The organism is Pseudomonas sp. TWRC1-2, from assembly GCF_049896685.1.
In the GTDB taxonomy this organism is placed as follows: Bacteria; Pseudomonadota; Gammaproteobacteria; order Pseudomonadales; family Pseudomonadaceae; genus Aquipseudomonas.
Genome location: NZ_JAFCUU010000003.1, coordinates 17493 through 32346, shown reverse-complemented (window position 1 = coordinate 32346; position 14854 = coordinate 17493). Strand labels below are relative to the sequence as shown.

General features: G+C 60.3%; 14 protein-coding genes. 6 read left to right on the top strand and 8 right to left on the bottom strand.

Annotation, left to right across the window (positions count from 1 at the left end; genetic code table 11):
- Nucleotides 1-16 precede the first annotated feature (16 nt).
- Entirely contained in the window at nucleotides 17-793 is a 777-nt protein-coding gene (locus ACP7B3_RS09000) for an N-acetylmuramoyl-L-alanine amidase (RefSeq protein ID WP_426178664.1), read from the top strand.
- A 3-nt stretch (nucleotides 794-796) separates the two neighbouring features.
- Here ACP7B3_RS09000 and ACP7B3_RS08995 read toward each other — a convergent pair whose 3' ends face one another.
- Together ACP7B3_RS08995 and algB are read right to left on the bottom strand one after the other, a co-directional pair.
- The gene (locus ACP7B3_RS08995) at nucleotides 797-2584 is read right to left on the bottom strand and encodes a KinB sensor domain-containing domain (RefSeq protein WP_369302746.1); all 1788 of its coding nucleotides are present in this window, start codon (nucleotides 2582-2584) and stop codon (nucleotides 797-799) included.
- A 10-nt stretch (nucleotides 2585-2594) separates the two neighbouring features.
- On the bottom strand, nucleotides 2595-3941 hold the full coding sequence (algB, locus tag ACP7B3_RS08990; protein WP_426178663.1) for a sigma-54-dependent response regulator transcription factor AlgB: 1347 nt from the start codon (nucleotides 3939-3941) through the stop codon (nucleotides 2595-2597).
- Between the two features lie 392 nt (nucleotides 3942-4333).
- Between algB and ACP7B3_RS08985 the strand changes: the two genes are divergently transcribed.
- From ACP7B3_RS08985 to ACP7B3_RS08965, 5 genes are all read left to right on the top strand, one after another.
- Nucleotides 4334-4618 (top strand): hypothetical protein, encoded by a 285-nt coding sequence (locus ACP7B3_RS08985; RefSeq protein WP_106576045.1) that lies wholly within the window; start codon nucleotides 4334-4336, stop codon nucleotides 4616-4618.
- A 78-nt stretch (nucleotides 4619-4696) separates the two neighbouring features.
- A complete protein-coding gene (locus ACP7B3_RS08980) occupies nucleotides 4697-4861 on the top strand; it encodes a DUF1328 domain-containing protein (protein ID WP_003170804.1) in 165 nt (54 codons plus the stop codon).
- A 2-nt stretch (nucleotides 4862-4863) separates the two neighbouring features.
- On the top strand, nucleotides 4864-5331 hold the full coding sequence (locus ACP7B3_RS08975) for an inhibitor of vertebrate lysozyme family protein (protein ID WP_119741338.1): 468 nt from the start codon (nucleotides 4864-4866) through the stop codon (nucleotides 5329-5331).
- A gap of 727 nt (nucleotides 5332-6058) precedes the next feature.
- Nucleotides 6059-7390 carry a glutamate/aspartate:proton symporter GltP gene (gene gltP / locus ACP7B3_RS08970; RefSeq protein WP_145158539.1) on the top strand — a complete coding sequence of 444 codons (1332 nt, stop codon included), beginning with the start codon at nucleotides 6059-6061 and terminating at the stop codon, nucleotides 7388-7390.
- A 97-nt stretch (nucleotides 7391-7487) separates the two neighbouring features.
- Nucleotides 7488-8717 carry a nucleoside recognition domain-containing protein gene (locus tag ACP7B3_RS08965; protein WP_145158541.1) on the top strand — a complete coding sequence of 410 codons (1230 nt, stop codon included), beginning with the start codon at nucleotides 7488-7490 and terminating at the stop codon, nucleotides 8715-8717.
- 94 nt (nucleotides 8718-8811) lie between these two features.
- Here the strand turns inward: ACP7B3_RS08965 and ACP7B3_RS08960 are convergent, their stop codons facing one another.
- The 6 genes from ACP7B3_RS08960 to ACP7B3_RS08935 form a co-directional block, all read right to left on the bottom strand.
- Nucleotides 8812-9423, bottom strand: coding sequence for an ABC-type transport auxiliary lipoprotein family protein (locus ACP7B3_RS08960; protein WP_426178662.1), 612 nt, complete (start codon nucleotides 9421-9423; stop codon nucleotides 8812-8814).
- On the bottom strand, nucleotides 9420-10358 hold the full coding sequence (locus ACP7B3_RS08955; RefSeq protein WP_262206017.1) for an MlaD family protein: 939 nt from the start codon (nucleotides 10356-10358) through the stop codon (nucleotides 9420-9422). The genes ACP7B3_RS08960 and ACP7B3_RS08955 overlap by 4 nt, the downstream gene beginning before the upstream one ends.
- A 1-nt stretch (nucleotide 10359) precedes the next feature.
- Nucleotides 10360-11163, bottom strand: a complete 804-nt coding sequence (locus ACP7B3_RS08950; protein WP_426178661.1) for an ABC transporter ATP-binding protein — start codon at nucleotides 11161-11163, stop codon at nucleotides 10360-10362.
- Complete coding sequence (locus ACP7B3_RS08945) at nucleotides 11160-12308, bottom strand: ABC transporter permease (protein WP_145158549.1); 1149 nt, start codon at nucleotides 12306-12308, stop codon at nucleotides 11160-11162. The genes ACP7B3_RS08950 and ACP7B3_RS08945 overlap by 4 nt, the downstream gene beginning before the upstream one ends.
- Nucleotides 12309-12362: 54 nt before the next feature.
- Nucleotides 12363-13394, bottom strand: a complete 1032-nt coding sequence (locus ACP7B3_RS08940; protein WP_426178660.1) for a DUF5924 family protein — start codon at nucleotides 13392-13394, stop codon at nucleotides 12363-12365.
- Nucleotides 13395-13464: 70 nt separating this feature from the next.
- On the bottom strand, nucleotides 13465-14847 hold the full coding sequence (locus ACP7B3_RS08935) for a M16 family metallopeptidase (RefSeq protein ID WP_426178659.1): 1383 nt from the start codon (nucleotides 14845-14847) through the stop codon (nucleotides 13465-13467).
- Nucleotides 14848-14854: the final 7 nt, after the last annotated feature.

Genomic DNA, 14854 nt, shown 5'->3' with positions numbered 1-14854 from the left:
CGTAATGTCTTCTGCCATGAAATCCTTTTACTTCGCCTTCGTACTGCTCCTGCTCGCCGGCTGCGCGAGCGGCCCTCGCCTGAACACCAACCATCCTTCGCTCAATCACGACAATCGTGTGCAATTCGTTGTCGTCCATTACACCTCCACCAACCTTGAACGCTCCCTGGCGCTATTGACGCATGGCCAGGTCAGCAGTCATTACCTGATCGGCGATGATGCTTCAGGCACCATCTATAAGCTGGTGGATGAGAGCCAGCGTGCCTGGCACGCCGGGGAAAGCGAGTGGATGGGCCGCACCTGGCTCAACTCCAGCTCCATTGGTATCGAAATCGTCAACCCAGGTTATCGCGACACGCCGACTGGCCGCGTCTGGTACCCGTATTCCGAGGCGCAGGTGCAGTCGTTGGTGGTGTTGCTCAAGGACATCAGCAAGCGCAATGGCATCGATCCCAAGAACATCATTGGCCATAGCGATATCGCGCCGTTGCGCAAGCTCGATCCGGGCCCGTTGTTCCCGTGGAAGCGCTTGGCGGCTGAAGGGCTGGGAGCCTGGCCGAATGCGCAGGCCGTCGCTCGATTCCAGATGCAGTACGCCGCTAATCTGCCGAGCATCACCTGGTTCCAGGAAGAGTTGGCACGGTTGGGCTATCAGACACCACAGACCGGCGAGCTGGATGTTGCCACGCGGCACGTGATCGCGGCGTTCCAGATGCATTTCCGGCCATCGCTGTTTGATGGCACGCCGGATGCCGAAAGCGCCGCGATCCTGCGCGCATTGAACCGGAGTTAGGCGCTAAAGCGGCAGCGCCATGTAGAACTGCGTGCCCTGCCCCGGCCTCGAGTAGACGCCCATGCGCCCGCCGTGCAGTTGCACGATTTCCTTGCACAGCGCCAGCCCCAGGCCGGCGCCGCCTTTCTTGCGTCCAACCTGCACGAACGGTTCGAAGATGCGTCCCTGCTGACCATAGGCGATACCTTCGCCGTTATCCTCGACGCTGATAATCACCCGCTCGCCATGCCGACGCGCCTGCAGGCGAATTTGCCCGCCATCGGCGGTATGGCGCAATGCGTTGCCTAAAAGGTTGTCGAGTACGCGCTCAAGCTGGGCCTGGTCTGCGTACAGCCTGGGCAACCCGGATTGGGCTTCGACCAGCAATTCGACGTGCTGAGCATTTGCCAGCTCAGTAAAGCGTGCCCGTGCGTGTTCCAGCAGGTCGGTGACATCGCACGGTCCTAGCGTGAGTTTTTGCAGGCCGTTCTGGTAGCGCGAGAAGTTGAGCAAGTCGTTGATCAACTGCATCAAGCGCTGCATTTCTTCATTAACCGTATCCAGCAGGTCCGCTTCACGGGATTCTGCGGGAAACTTCGCACGCTCGCGAAACAGCCCGAAGGCCATGTGCATGCCGGTGACGGGCGTGCGCAGTTCGTGGGAGGCCCGCAAGACGAATTCGCTCCGCACGCGCTCGAAAGCGCGCTGCTCGGTCACGTCGTGCAGCACCATCACCGCCCCAAGAATATGCCCTTGGGTATGACTGACTGGCGTCAGGCTGTAGGTCAGCAGGCGCAATTCGCCCTCGACCTCCACTTCCAGATCTTCAGGTGCCCGCTCCAGGTTGCCGCCGCGCAGCACCAGTTGCAGTTGCTCATCCATTTCCGGGCGACCCAATGCTTCGCCCAAGCCCTGCCCCAAGCGTGCCTCGTCCCAGCCCAGCTGGCGCTGTGCCACAGGGTTGAGGTGTTCGAGGCGACCTTGGCGGTCGATCATCAGCAGGCCATCGTCGATGCTGTCGAGCACCGCTTGCAGACGCTGCTGGCCGGCCAGCAATTCGTCGACATTGGTTGCCTGATGCTGGCGCAACGCTTCGGCCATGATGCCGAAGCGGCGGGTCAGCTGGTTCATTTCCGCGGCCGACGAGATGGGCAGCGTCACTTCGAAATCACCCTGCCCGATCTTGTCGGCGGCTTTGGCCAAGGCTTCGATGGGGCCACCAAAGCGTCGGGCGATACCGTGTGCCGTGATGAAGCCGATGATCAACACTGCCAGCCCGACCAGGCCCAGAAGACCGGCAATCAACAGCGCCCGGTCGCGGGATTTGTGTTCACTCTCGTTGATATTATCCAGCGCGTGCTTGTGCTCGGCGATCAGGCCATTACGCAAGGCGTTAAAGGTTTCGGTCAGCTTCGGGTTTTTGCTATTTGCCACTGAGCTTTGCTGGGCTTCATCAAATGCCTTGAGGAAGTTCAGGTAGTCAACGCGTGCCTGGCTGAACCCGCTGAGCTTGCCGTCTTGCTGTTCATGGGCGATGCCCTCATCCAGCAAGGCGAAATACTGCTCTTTTGAGGTTTTCAGTACCTCGGGGTCCGGTTGCTCCTGCAGCATCAGGATCAACTGGTCGCCCAAGGTCTGACGCAGCTTGAGGCCAAGGTCCAGCGTGATGAAGTTGCTGCGGATCAGCGACTCCTGGCTCTTGGCCATTTGCATGACACTGACCAGTCCCAGAACCAGTCCCAGCAGGGCGACGGTGATCAGCGCTGAGATACTCAGGAACAAACGAGTGCGCAGTTTCATCGCTAGCTTCATAGGGTACAGCTCACAGGTTGTACTGTTTACGTTTGCGGTACAGGGTCGACGCGTCGATACCGAGAGTGCGGGCCGCCTGGTCCAGCGTGTCACTGGTGGCGAGTACCGCGCCGATGTGGGCTTTCTCCAACTCATCCAGGCTCAGCGCCGCACCAATGCGCGGCGCATTGTTGGTGGGCTGCTCGGCCATCCCGAGGTGGCTGATTTCAACCTTTTCCTGGGGGCAGATGATGCTGGCTCGCTCCACAACGTTTCGCAGTTCTCGGATATTCCCCGGCCAGCGGTAATTGAGCAGTGCTTCGCGCGCTTCATCGCTGAAGCCGCGTGCCGGTCGGGCATATTCCTTGACGAAGCGCGCCAGGAAGCGGTCGGCCAAGGTCAGAATGTCTTCACTGCGCTCACGCAACGGTGGCAAGTGCAAGGTGATGACATTCAGGCGGTAGAGCAAGTCTTCACGGAAGCGGCCTTCGCGCACCATGTCTTCCAGGTTCAGGTTGGTCGCCGCGAGAATGCGTACATCAGCGCGTCGGGTGACCGGGTCGCCCACGCGTTCATATTCCTTGTCCTGAATGAAACGCAGTAATTTTGGTTGCAAGGTGAGGGGAAAATCGCCGATCTCGTCGAGAAACAGCGTGCCGCCATCCGCTTGGTTGACTCGGCCCAAGGTGCTTTCGCTGGCGCCGGTAAAGGCGCCGCGACTGTGACCGAACAGTTCGCTTTCCATCAGCTCTGCCGTCAGTGACGGGCAGTTGATGGTCACGCAGGACTTCTTCGAGCGCTTGCTCCAGCCGTGAATGGCGCGCGCCAATTCACCCTTGCCCGTGCCTGACTCGCCGAGGATCAAGACGTTGGCGTCGGTGCCCGCGACTTGGCGCGCGGTTTCCAGCACTACCATCATGGCCGGGCTGTGGGAGTCGAGGCCGTCCTTGGGCTGGCGAACTTCGCCTTCCAGGGCTTCGAGGCGAGCGGAGAGTTGGCGCACTTCCAATTGCTTAGCGGTAGCGAGGCGCAGTTGGTCTGGGCTGCATGGCTTCACCAGGTAGTCGGCGGCGCCAGCCTGGATCGCGTCGACTGCGGTATCCACGGCAGAGTGTGCGGTCACAATCACCACGCGCATCCATGGCGCCTGGATGCGCATCTGCGCCAACACGTCCAGACCATTGTCCTCGCCCAGGCGCAGGTCCAAGAAGCACAGGTCGAACACCTGGCGCTGCATCAGCGCATCCGCCTGCGCGGCGCTGTTGGCGGTGGCTACGGTGTAGCCTTCATCTTCCAGGCAGTAACGGAAGGTGCGAAGGATCGCGGATTCGTCATCCACTAAAAGAATGCGGCCTTGAAGTTCCTTGGCTGATTCCATCTGTCCCGCGCTCCCCTTAACTATGAATGATGGTGTTTAGTCCCGGAATAATCGGGCAAGTTGCATGGTTTATTCTGATCGATAAAAGCCGTCTTCGCGCAGGTATCTGCACAACTGCCTACAAACGCGCGATTTGCTGGCCTTTTCATGCCTCGTAGCCACTTCGGCAATGCTATTTCTCTTTTCGATCCCCTGACCCGACCACTGACCATCGTGCATTTCGCACGGCCTGGATAGGGGCATCGTGCAGGATGCTGGGCTATCGATCCGAGATGTATTATTAAATCATTGATTTTATTGAGTTTTATTTTGTAAAAAAACTGGCACGCGCCCTGCAATATCCCTCTCAACAGTGTCATGACCGAATAATCAGAATGCGGGAGAAATGCAGCATGACTCGCCAAAGCCTCAGCCAATTGCGTGTATCGCCACTGCGCTTGCAGCAAGGTCTGTTTGCCAGCCTGGCCTTGATGGTCACGTTGATTGCGGGCCAGCAATTCCAGCATTGGCAGCAGAGTCAGCAGCAAACCCTGCAATTCGAACGTCCGGTGATGACCCAGCACCATTTCAGTTCCGTCAGCAGCGTGGCTGCCGACGTTACCGCCCCGCAATTGAGAGTGGCAGACCAGGATTCGACTCTTGGCGAGTTGCCTGCTCAAGAACGTTGGGTGTTCTAGGCAACAAAAGGCCGCTTGTGTTGAGCGGCTGCACGGCACTACCGCTGTTACCCCTATAAAAGCGTAAGGAGAATCACCATGTTGAGTTGGGCAATCACATTTCTGATCATCGCCATTGTGGCTGCAGTCCTGGGCTTCGGTGGTATCGCGGGCACCGCCACGGGTATCGCAAAAATTCTGTTTGTGGTCTTCCTGGTGATGTTCATCGCTTCGTTCTTCTTTGGTCGTCGCGGCCGAGGCTGAATATGACCACTTTGTTTATCAAAGCCTGTGCTGCCGCCCTGATTCTGGGCGGTAGCGGCTTGGCGATGGCCGCCAATGACGGTCAATCCCGGGCTAACGAATTGCTCAGTGCGGACAAGCAGTACCGCGAAACCTGGCAAAGCGTGGTGAAGAAAGAACAACGCCTGCCGGAATGGGTGATGAACCTGTCCGGTACGGCCGAACAAATGAATGCCGTGGAAGAAGATGGCGATAAGTACCTGGTCGGGCCACTCTGCGAGACTGCAGACACCTGCCTGAACAAGCGCCTGATCGTCGCCTTCAGCTACGACAAGGAAGACGCCTATGCCATGTTGGTGGAAGTCCCGGCCGGTTTGCCGGCAGACAAATCCCCGACGCGGCATGCCGATTACCGTTTTATCGGTAAGCCGAACGAAGGCATGAAACAACTGCTGATGGAACAGCTTAAGAAAGACCCGAATTGGTACTAGGTTCCGTCTGACGCCTCTGTCGTCAACGGAGCCGGCGTCCATAGAAAGAAGCCCTTTGCTTCTTTCTGTCTGCACCACTCGCCAAGGGTGGTGCATGACCAGGGGGCCGGGTTGCTCTGATCGATTCGGATCGGCGTGACCTACGGGTACAGGGAGTGCCTGCGCAAGGGCCGGGTCAGGCGAAAAGCTGCGACGCAAGTTCACAAGTCCTCAAGCTTGCTGAACTTGCGGCGGGCTTATCGCGCATTAATCCTCTTGTATGTCGCCCATAGTCGCTATTTTCTATCTCGCTTCCTCCCAACCGTTACTTGGTGTGTCGGTGCGACCTTCTATCTAGAAAATTATGCTCGCGCTATAGGACTCTTCGCGCGCCAACCCCATCTAATTCCAGGCATTTTTGCCGATGACTCACAGACGTCCAACCTCTCTGAGCGAGCCGCTCGTGGCCGGTTCACGGCATATTCACCGGACGGAATGGCGGAATCGAACTGACCGTTCAGAAAACTATTTTCAAAAAAAGCCATGCCGATTCGGCATAGGGTAGGCGTTTACGGCATTAGACGTCGCCCCCTTGCATGGGAATAGTTGCGCCTTTTTTCGCCTGCCAGTAAGCCATTTCGGCCACGCTGCGGTGACCTTCTACGGAGGCAGATGCACACACTTTTTCGCTTCCGAGCGTTCCAGATGGCGCATGTGCCTTAAGTCCACTTGAAGTAAGGGTAATGACATGAAGAAGGCAAAGCTAAGCCTCGCCTGGCAGATCCTCATCGGTTTGGTGCTGGGGATCGCAATCGGTGCAGTGCTCAACCATTTCAGTGCTGAAAAAGCCTGGTGGATCAGCAATGTGTTGCAGCCGGCGGGCGATATCTTTATCCGCCTGATCAAGATGATCGTGATCCCGATTGTGATTTCCTCGCTGATCGTTGGCATCGCCGGCGTGGGTGACGCGAAGAAGCTCGGTCGCATCGGCGTCAAAACCATCCTTTACTTCGAAGTGGTCACCACCATCGCCATTGTGGTCGGTCTGTTGCTGGCCAACCTGTTCCACCCAGGCGCTGGCATCGACATGAGTACCCTGGGTACCGTCGATATCTCCAAGTACACCGCCACCGCTGCCGAAGTGCAGCATGAGCATGCGTTCATCGAGACCATCCTCAACCTGATTCCCTCGAACATCTTCGCCGCCGTCGCCCGTGGCGACATGCTGCCGATCATCTTCTTCTCGGTGCTGTTCGGCCTCGGCCTCTCGAGCCTCAAGCCGGAACTGCGTGAGCCTCTGGTCACTATGTTCCAGGGCGTTTCCGAGAGCATGTTCAAAGTCACCCACATGATCATGAAGTACGCCCCGATCGGCGTATTCGCGTTGATCGCGGTGACCGTCGCCAACTTCGGCTTCGCCTCGCTGCTGCCGCTGGCCAAGCTGGTGATTCTGGTTTATGTCGCCATTCTGTTCTTCGCCTTCGTGGTGCTGGGCCTGATCGCTCGCCTGTTCGGCTTCTCGGTGATCAAGCTGATGCGCATCTTCAAGGATGAGCTGGTGCTGGCCTACTCCACCGCCAGTTCCGAAACCGTGCTGCCGCGCGTCATCGAGAAGATGGAAGCCTACGGCGCGCCGAAGGCCATCTGCAGCTTCGTGGTACCGACCGGCTACTCGTTCAACCTCGACGGTTCGACCCTGTATCAGAGCATCGCGGCGATCTTCATCGCCCAGCTGTACGGCATTGACCTGTCGATCGGCCAGCAGCTGATGCTGGTGCTGACCCTGATGGTGACCTCCAAAGGCATCGCCGGCGTACCGGGTGTGTCCTTCGTCGTATTGCTGGCTACCCTGGGCAGCGTGGGCATTCCGCTGGAAGGCCTGGCGTTCATCGCCGGTGTCGACCGTGTGATGGACATGGCGCGTACCGCACTCAACGTGATCGGCAACGCCTTGGCCGTGTTGGTCATCTCCCGTTGGGAAGGCATGTACGACGACGCCAAAGGCGAGCGCTACTGGAACTCCCTGCCGCACTGGCGCAGCAAACAGGCCTCGCCAACCGCCCAAGCCACTCGCGGCTGATAGCCCGCGGCGTGAACACAAACCCCGGAAAATTCCGGGGTTTGTCGTTTCTGCCAGCCCCGCTATCATTCGCCCCATCTTTCGGGGGATTCAACAGATGCTCAATGGCCTGTGGCTTGGCTTCTTTGTCGTGGCAATGGTGTCAGCACTGGCGCAATGGCTGATTGGCGGTAATGCCGGGATTTTTGCGGCGATGGTGGAAAGTATTTTCGCCATGGCCAAATTGTCGGTGGAAGTCATGGTGCTGCTGTTCGGCACCCTGACCTTATGGCTGGGCTTTTTGCGCATCGCCGAAAAAGCCGGGATCGTCGACTGGTTGGCCAAGGCCCTTGGCCCGCTGTTTCGCCGCCTGATGCCGGAAGTGCCGGCCGGCCACCCCGCTATCGGCTTGATCACCCTCAACTTCGCCGCCAATGGCCTTGGGCTGGACAACGCCGCCACCCCGATTGGCCTGAAAGCCATGAAGGCGCTGCAGGAACTCAACCCGATCCCCAACACCGCCAGTAACGCGCAGATTCTGTTCCTGGTGCTTAACGCGTCGTCGCTGACGCTGTTACCGGTGACCATCTTCATGTACCGCGCCCAGCAAGGCGCAGCGGACCCGACGCTGGTGTTTCTGCCGATCCTGCTGGCAACCAGTGCCTCGACCCTGGTCGGCCTATTGTCGGTGGCGGTGATGCAGCGCCTGCGGCTGTGGGATCCGGTGGTGCTGGCCTACCTGATTCCCGGCGCATTGATCCTCGGTGGCTTTATGGCGTTGCTGGCGACCTTGTCCGCCACGGCGCTGGCCGGTTTGTCATCGATCCTTGGCAACCTGACGCTGTTCGGGTTGATCATGCTGTTTTTGCTGATCGGTGCGCTGCGCAAGGTCAAGGTGTACGAGGCGTTCGTCGAAGGCGCCAAAGAGGGTTTCGACGTTGCCAAGAACCTGCTGCCGTATCTGGTGGCGATGCTGTGCGCGGTGGGCGTGTTACGCGCCTCGGGAGCCTTGGACTTTGGCCTTGAAGGCATTCGCCACCTGGTGGCCTGGACGGGTTTGGACACGCGTTTTGTCGACGCGTTGCCGACCGCCATGGTCAAGCCCTTCTCCGGCAGTGCCGCGCGGGCGCTGCTGATCGAGACCATGCAAACCAAGGGTGTGGACAGCTTCCCGGCGTTGGTGGCAGCGACGATTCAGGGCAGTACGGAAACCACCTTCTACGTGTTGGCGGTGTACTTCGGCTCGGTGGGGATCCAGCGGGCGCGGCATGCGGTGGGGTGTGCGTTGCTGGCGGAGTTTGCCGGTGTCGTGGCGGCGATTTCGGTGTGCTACTGGTTCTTCGGTTAAGGCTTAAATGGCTATCGCAGGCAAGCCAGCTCCCACATGTTGATGTGTAAATACATTCAAAAATGTGGGAGCTGGCTTGCCTGCGATGAGGCCCTTAGCCTTTCGGTGCCGCATTGCCCTGCGCCACCACCCAATCCACCACCTGCTTATTCAACTGATCCCCCGCCCGCCCAAACGCGGCCACCACCGCCGGCACCTGGGTGGCACCCACCGGCTGCTTCACCTCAAACCGCCGGCTGGCAATAATGCGCTGATCACTGCCCCGCACCAGCCTTGCGTCCAGGCGGACGACTACCTCTACAGCACTGCCGTGGTACTCGCTCTGAAACGCCTGCAATTGCCCGCCCAGCTCGTAATCGGCCTGCAAGTTGGTCTCGTCGGTACTCAACAGCGTCACCCGTCCATCGCGCTGGAAACCGTCCATGAACCGGTTGCGCAGCAACACGGGCGTCGGGTCGCTCCAGCGTGAGTTCGCATAGCTGCTGATCAGGTCACCGTTGGGCACCACGGCAATGCGCGGGCTGTCGAGAAACTCGCTGCTCTGCGGCTTGCTCACGCGCAGCGACCAGCTCACCGGCGCGCCTTGGGTGGTCGTCTGGGCCGAAGCCAGGCGGTACACGTCCGAAGGGTCGGGCTTGGGCAGGATCGAGCAGGCGCTGACCAGCACCAGGGCCACAGGGGCGATCAGTTGATAAGCGCGCTTCATGGCGTGAACTCCTTATTCTTGTCGCTGCCCAGCAGGTAGCCGCTGGGGTTGGCTTCCAGGCGGCGGGAGATGGCGCGCAGCGAGCCCAGGGTTTCGCGCAGTTCGCGCACGGCCGGCGCCAGTTCATTGAGGCCTTGCATGCCGCTGTTCACCGAGTCCTTGTTATTGGTCAGCAAGGTGTTGATGGTTGCGGTGCTTTGTTCGAGCGATCTCATTGCCTGCTCGGCGCTGCCGAAGGCTTGCTTGCCTTGATCGTTCAGCAGGCCGTTGGCGTTGCGCATCAGCACGGTGGTTTGCTCCAGGGCGGCCGTCGCCTGTTTGCTCACCTGCATCAGTTGCTGCATCACCACCTTGATGTCACCGCGTTGCTCGGCGATGGCGCCAGTGGTTTGTTGCAGGTTGTCCAGGGTGTTGCTCAGGCGCTCGACGTTCTCCCGGGAGAACATGTGGTTGGCGTTGTGCAGCAGCAAGTTGATGCTGGTCATCAGGTCGTTGCTGTTATTGAGCAGGCGCGCGATCGGCGATGGCGAGGCGATGATTTCCGGCAGGTTGCCGTCCTTGCCCTTGAGTTCCGGGCTTTGCGGTGTGCCACCGCTGAGCTGGATGATCGAGGTGCCGGTGATGCCGGTCAGGGCCAGCTTGGCCTGTGTGTCTTCCTTGATCGGCGTCTGCCCGGCCAGGCGGATACGTGCCAGTACGCGGCGCGGGTCGTTGGGGTCCAGGCGCAGGCTGGTGACGTCGCCCACCTTGATCCCGCTGTACTGCACCGAGCTGCCTTGCGACAGGCCGCTGACCGCCTCGTTGAACACCACTTCATAATCCTGGAAGGCACTGTCGACGCTGGACTTGGCCAGCCACAGGCCAAACAGCATCGCGCCGACCACCACGATTACGCTGAACAGACCGATCATCACATGATGGGCTCGGGTTTCCATGTCATACCTCGTTGAGCGATTGAGCGGCATCCAATGCCGCGCGGCCGCGGGGGCCGTGGAAATATTCGTGAATCCAGGGGTCGTTCGTTTCCGAGACGACATCAATGGCATCGGCCACCAGCACTTTTTTCTGTGCCAGCACCGCCACACGGTCGGTGATGGTGTACAGCGTGTCGAGGTCGTGGGTGACCAGGAACACGCTCAGGCCCAACGCGTCGCGCAAGGTCAGGATCAGTTGGTCGAATTGCGCCGCGCCAATCGGGTCGAGGCCGGCGGTGGGTTCGTCGAGAAACAGGATGTCCGGGTCCAGCGCCAAGGCTCGGGCCAGAGCCGCACGCTTGATCATGCCGCCGGAGAGTGACGCCGGGTACTTGTCGGCCGCCGACAGCGGCAACCCCGCCAGGGCAAGCTTGACCGCGGCCAGGTGCTCGGCGTCGGCGCGGCTGAGGCCCGCGTGCTCGATCAGCGGCAGGGCGACGTTTTCGGTGACGGTCAGCGAGGAAAACAGCGCGCCCTTCTGAAACAGCACGCCAAAGCGTCGCTCCACCAGTGAGCGTTGCTGTTCCGGCAGGCTCGGCAGGTTCTTGCCGAACACCCGCACCTCGCCTTCGCTGGGGCGGCGCAGGCCGACGATGCTGCGCAGCAACACCGACTTGCCGCTGCCGGAACCGCCCACCACCGCGAGGATCTCGCCCTTGTACAAATCCAGATTGAGGTACTCGTGCACGCTTTGGCTGCCAAAGCGGTTGCACAGGCCGCGCACTTCGATCACCGCCTCGGTGGGCGCACGGTGTAGACGACTCACCAGCCCATCTCCATAAAGAACAGCGCAGCAACTGCGTCCAGCACGATCACCACAAAAATCGATTGCACCACGCTGGAGGTGGTGTGGGCGCCGACCGATTCGGCGCTGCCGCTGACCTTGAAGCCTTCGAGACAGCCAATCGCGGCGATCAGGAAGGCAAAGATCGGCGCTTTCACCATGCCCACCAGAAAATGTTGTACACCGATGTCCGATTGCAGCAGCGAGAGAAACATCGCCGGTGAAATATCCAGTGCCACCGCACACACCACGCCGCCGCCGACGATCCCGGAGAGCATCGCCAGAAAGGTCAGCATCGGCAGCGACACCAGCAGCGCCATCACGCGCGGCAGCACCAGCAGCTCCATCGGGTCCAGGCCCAGGGTGCGGATGGCGTCGATTTCTTCGTTGGCCTTCATCGAGCCGATTTGCGCGGTGAAGGCGCTGGCGGTGCGGCCGGCGATCAGGATCGCAGTGAGCAGCACGCCAAATTCACGCAGGAAAGAGAACGCCACCAAGTCCACGGTAAAAATGGTCGCGCCGAAACTCTTGAGCACCGTAGCGCCGAGAAATGCCACCACTGCGCCGACCAGGAAGGTCAGCAAGGCCACGATGGGGGCGGCGTCGAGGCCGGTCTGTTCGATATGCGCAACCATGGGCGTAATGCGCCAGCGCTTGGGGCGCAAGATGCCGCGGGCAAAGGTTTCCAGGATCAGGCCGATAAAGCCGAGCAGCTTCTTGCTGTCTTGCCACACGGTGTCCACCGCGCGGCCGATGCGCGCCAGCACCTGGATGCCGGCGGCCTCTTCCGGGGCTTTGTCCGGCACACAAAAATCATTCAGCGAGCGGTAGACGGTTTTCAGCAGCGCGCGGTCGGCGGCGGACAGGCTGCAATCGGTCTGTTCGGCCGATTGCTCGATACGGTGCGGCCCCAGCAGCTCTACCAGCAGCGACGCGCCCGCGGTATCCAGGGCGCCCAATCCATTGAGGTCGATGCGTGCGCCGGCGTCGTATTGGCCGTCGAGTGTGTCCGACAGCTTCTTGAGGTTTGCATAGTGGGCAAGCGTCCAGTCCCCCGTAATCCTGAGTAACGGAGGAGCGGTAGTCGTGTCGAGATGGGCGGCGCCCGCCGTGGTACTGGTGGTCATAAGCTCCGAGCTTGTTTGGCTATCCAGAATTCCTACGTAATAGCACGATACGGCCTACTTTGGCGTGTCCGTTTGTACTGTGTCAGTGACTTTGAATCGCAGCACGCCAATGACCTGGCCGTCCTCCGTCAGCACCCGCACTTGCCAGCGGCCTACCGCGTCGGCGGGGAAGTTCTGCTTGTGCGTCCAGGCGCGGTAGCCTTCGTCGCGCCCGCCGTGGATATCCAGGGCAATGCGGTCGACCTCTTTGCCGTTGAATTTCCACACATGGTAAATCCGCTCATCCAGCCCGCGCGGCGCGTTGATCGCGGTGTAGGCGTACAGCCCGCCACTGCGCAGTTGGGCGGCGGTGACTTCCTTGAGGTCGTCACCGGGCGTACGGTCCTGCAGTTGGGTGCTGATCGCCACTTCGGTCATCCACAGCGTGGCCGGCGGCACCCACGTGCGCAGGAACCAGCCGGCGCAGCCAATGGCGGCCGTCACCCCCAGCAGCATCGCCCAACCTTTGAAGCTGCGCAGCGGCAAGCTGACCGCCAGGCTCGGGATCGACAGCGCCATGGCCACACCCAGCGCCAATTTGTAACTTTCGGCGGTGGTCAGGTGCAGGATGATCGGCAGCGCGGTGAGCAGCGCGGCGAACAAGGTCAGTGTGTGCAGCGCCAGGAACAGTGAGCGTTTCGGCGCCAGCCACTTGTAGTACAGCGGGTCGGTGATCGACACCAGTGCCGCCGCGCCGAGCAGGCCGGTGAAAACCGACTGGCCGCTGTTCCAGGTGGTGGTGACGAAAAAGAAAGGCAACACAAAAAACAGACTTTCCTGGTGGATCATCTGGGTGGCGTAGCGCAGCAGGGGTTCGGGGATTTCGCGTTTGAAGACCTTGGCGAACAGCTGGGTGAAGCTGTTTTCCAGCATCAGCCACAGCCAGCTCACCAGCATGATCACGGCGATCCAGCTGGCCATGCCCTGCTGGCGATCCACCAGCATGAAGCTGCACACACCCGAGATAAAGCCGCCGAGTGCGATGACCCCAGGGTAGCGCTTGATCAGGACGAGAATGCGCTGGATAAGGGGCGGCAGCTTTGGCATGAGCGATCCACAATGTGTGTAGGAAAAAACCCGGACAGAATAACGTCTTAGTCCTGTGTTCGGTGCCTCATTACGCGATCCGTTTGCGATAAAGCCGCAGGCCGCCCAACACAATGGCGATCAGCCCGAGCACGCCCGCGCCGATCCAGGTCAGGCTGTCGTAGCTCAACAGCGGTTTTTCGATACGCCAATAGCCCGCCTGGTCAAACACTTGGCGCATGGCCTGGTTGGCCTGTTTCAGGTTGACGGCCTTGATGCGTTTAACCGGGTCGCTGAAGTGGCCGTCGGCGTAGTCGCCGGATGCACTCCAGTAGTAATCGGCCAGCGCACTGTTGCCCTGCACGGCCCACGCCTGGCGCGCGATAGCAGCTTGCTGCAGGCGGGCGAAGGTGGCCGCGTCGAGGCCGTCCTTGAGCAGTTGCGCCTTGAGCGCTTGCAGCACCTGTTCGGCCTGCGGCAGGTTTTCACGCTCAAGGTCGGCATTCAGGCTCAGGAAACCGACGCCGCCGAGCACTTCACGCTCGCTCCACGGGCCGTAGGACAAACCGTGCTTGAGGCGCAGTTCGCGGTACAGCGCCCAGTCGAGGTAGTCCTTGAGCAGGTCGTAGGTTTCATCATGCTGGTCGTCGAGTACCGGTTCCGGGAACAGCCAGTGCAGTTTGGCGCTGTCACCGATCCAGCCGTGTATCAGGTCGCGATGGTTGGCGGCGGCGTGTTGAATTTCCGGAAGCGGCAAATGCTCGCTCGGCTCGATGGGGTCAAGTTGGCCGTAAGTACGTTCCAGATAGGCTGGCAGCAGCTTGTCGAGGTCGCCGACGATGATCAGGGTCATGTTGTTGGGCGCGTACCAGTTTTTGCGCAGCGCTTGCAATTGATCGCGGGTCAAGTGGTCGACCTCGGCGCGCTCAGCGCACTTGAGCCCCAGCTCAACGGCCAATTGGTTGCTGGCGGTGTGGCCAAGGTCCTGGCGGTCGAGCAGGCGTTGCAGGTGCGAGTAATGCCCGCCGTCTTCGCGTTCGACCACGCGCTTGGCCGCAGAGATGTTGGCGTCGGTCAATTCTGTGCGAGTGATGATGGCCAACAGCAAATCCAGCACTTTGCGCTGGTTTTGCGCGGGCGCTTCAATCACGAAAGTGGTGTCGGCGTTACTGGTGTAGGCGTTCCAGTCGCCGCCCAAGGCCTGCATGCGTTCTTCGAGGTCGCCTTCGCCGCCGCCGTCGATGCCACTGAACAACAAGTGTTCGAGCAGGTGCGGCAGCTCTTTTTCTTCACAAGGGAAGTCATCCAGGCCTACGCCTACCACCAGGCGGATAGCCACGTGCCCGCGCTCGGTGCCCGGTTTGAGCAGCAGCTGCAGGCCGTTGGGCAAGGTGTAGCCCTCGACTTGCAGGCGGTCAAAGGCAAAGGTATGTGCCGAGCCCATGAGCAGGCAGGCGAATAACAGGCGACGCATAACAGCT

Coding starts and splice junctions, on each gene's coding strand:
- ACP7B3_RS08995 (WP_369302746.1), bottom strand. CDS start 2,584: ATGAAGCTAGCGATGAAACTGCGCACTCGTTTGTTCCTGAGTATCTCA.
- algB (WP_426178663.1), bottom strand. CDS start 3,941: ATGGAATCAGCCAAGGAACTTCAAGGCCGCATTCTTTTAGTGGATGAC.
- ACP7B3_RS09000 (WP_426178664.1), top strand. CDS start 17: ATGAAATCCTTTTACTTCGCCTTCGTACTGCTCCTGCTCGCCGGCTGC.
- ACP7B3_RS08975 (WP_119741338.1), top strand. CDS start 4,864: ATGACCACTTTGTTTATCAAAGCCTGTGCTGCCGCCCTGATTCTGGGC.
- ACP7B3_RS08980 (WP_003170804.1), top strand. CDS start 4,697: ATGTTGAGTTGGGCAATCACATTTCTGATCATCGCCATTGTGGCTGCA.
- ACP7B3_RS08960 (WP_426178662.1), bottom strand. CDS start 9,423: ATGAAGCGCGCTTATCAACTGATCGCCCCTGTGGCCCTGGTGCTGGTC.
- ACP7B3_RS08955 (WP_262206017.1), bottom strand. CDS start 10,358: ATGGAAACCCGAGCCCATCATGTGATGATCGGTCTGTTCAGCGTAATC.
- gltP (WP_145158539.1), top strand. CDS start 6,059: ATGAAGAAGGCAAAGCTAAGCCTCGCCTGGCAGATCCTCATCGGTTTG.
- ACP7B3_RS08985 (WP_106576045.1), top strand. CDS start 4,334: ATGACTCGCCAAAGCCTCAGCCAATTGCGTGTATCGCCACTGCGCTTG.
- ACP7B3_RS08935 (WP_426178659.1), bottom strand. CDS start 14,847: ATGCGTCGCCTGTTATTCGCCTGCCTGCTCATGGGCTCGGCACATACC.
- ACP7B3_RS08940 (WP_426178660.1), bottom strand. CDS start 13,394: ATGCCAAAGCTGCCGCCCCTTATCCAGCGCATTCTCGTCCTGATCAAG.
- ACP7B3_RS08945 (WP_145158549.1), bottom strand. CDS start 12,308: ATGACCACCAGTACCACGGCGGGCGCCGCCCATCTCGACACGACTACC.
- ACP7B3_RS08965 (WP_145158541.1), top strand. CDS start 7,488: ATGCTCAATGGCCTGTGGCTTGGCTTCTTTGTCGTGGCAATGGTGTCA.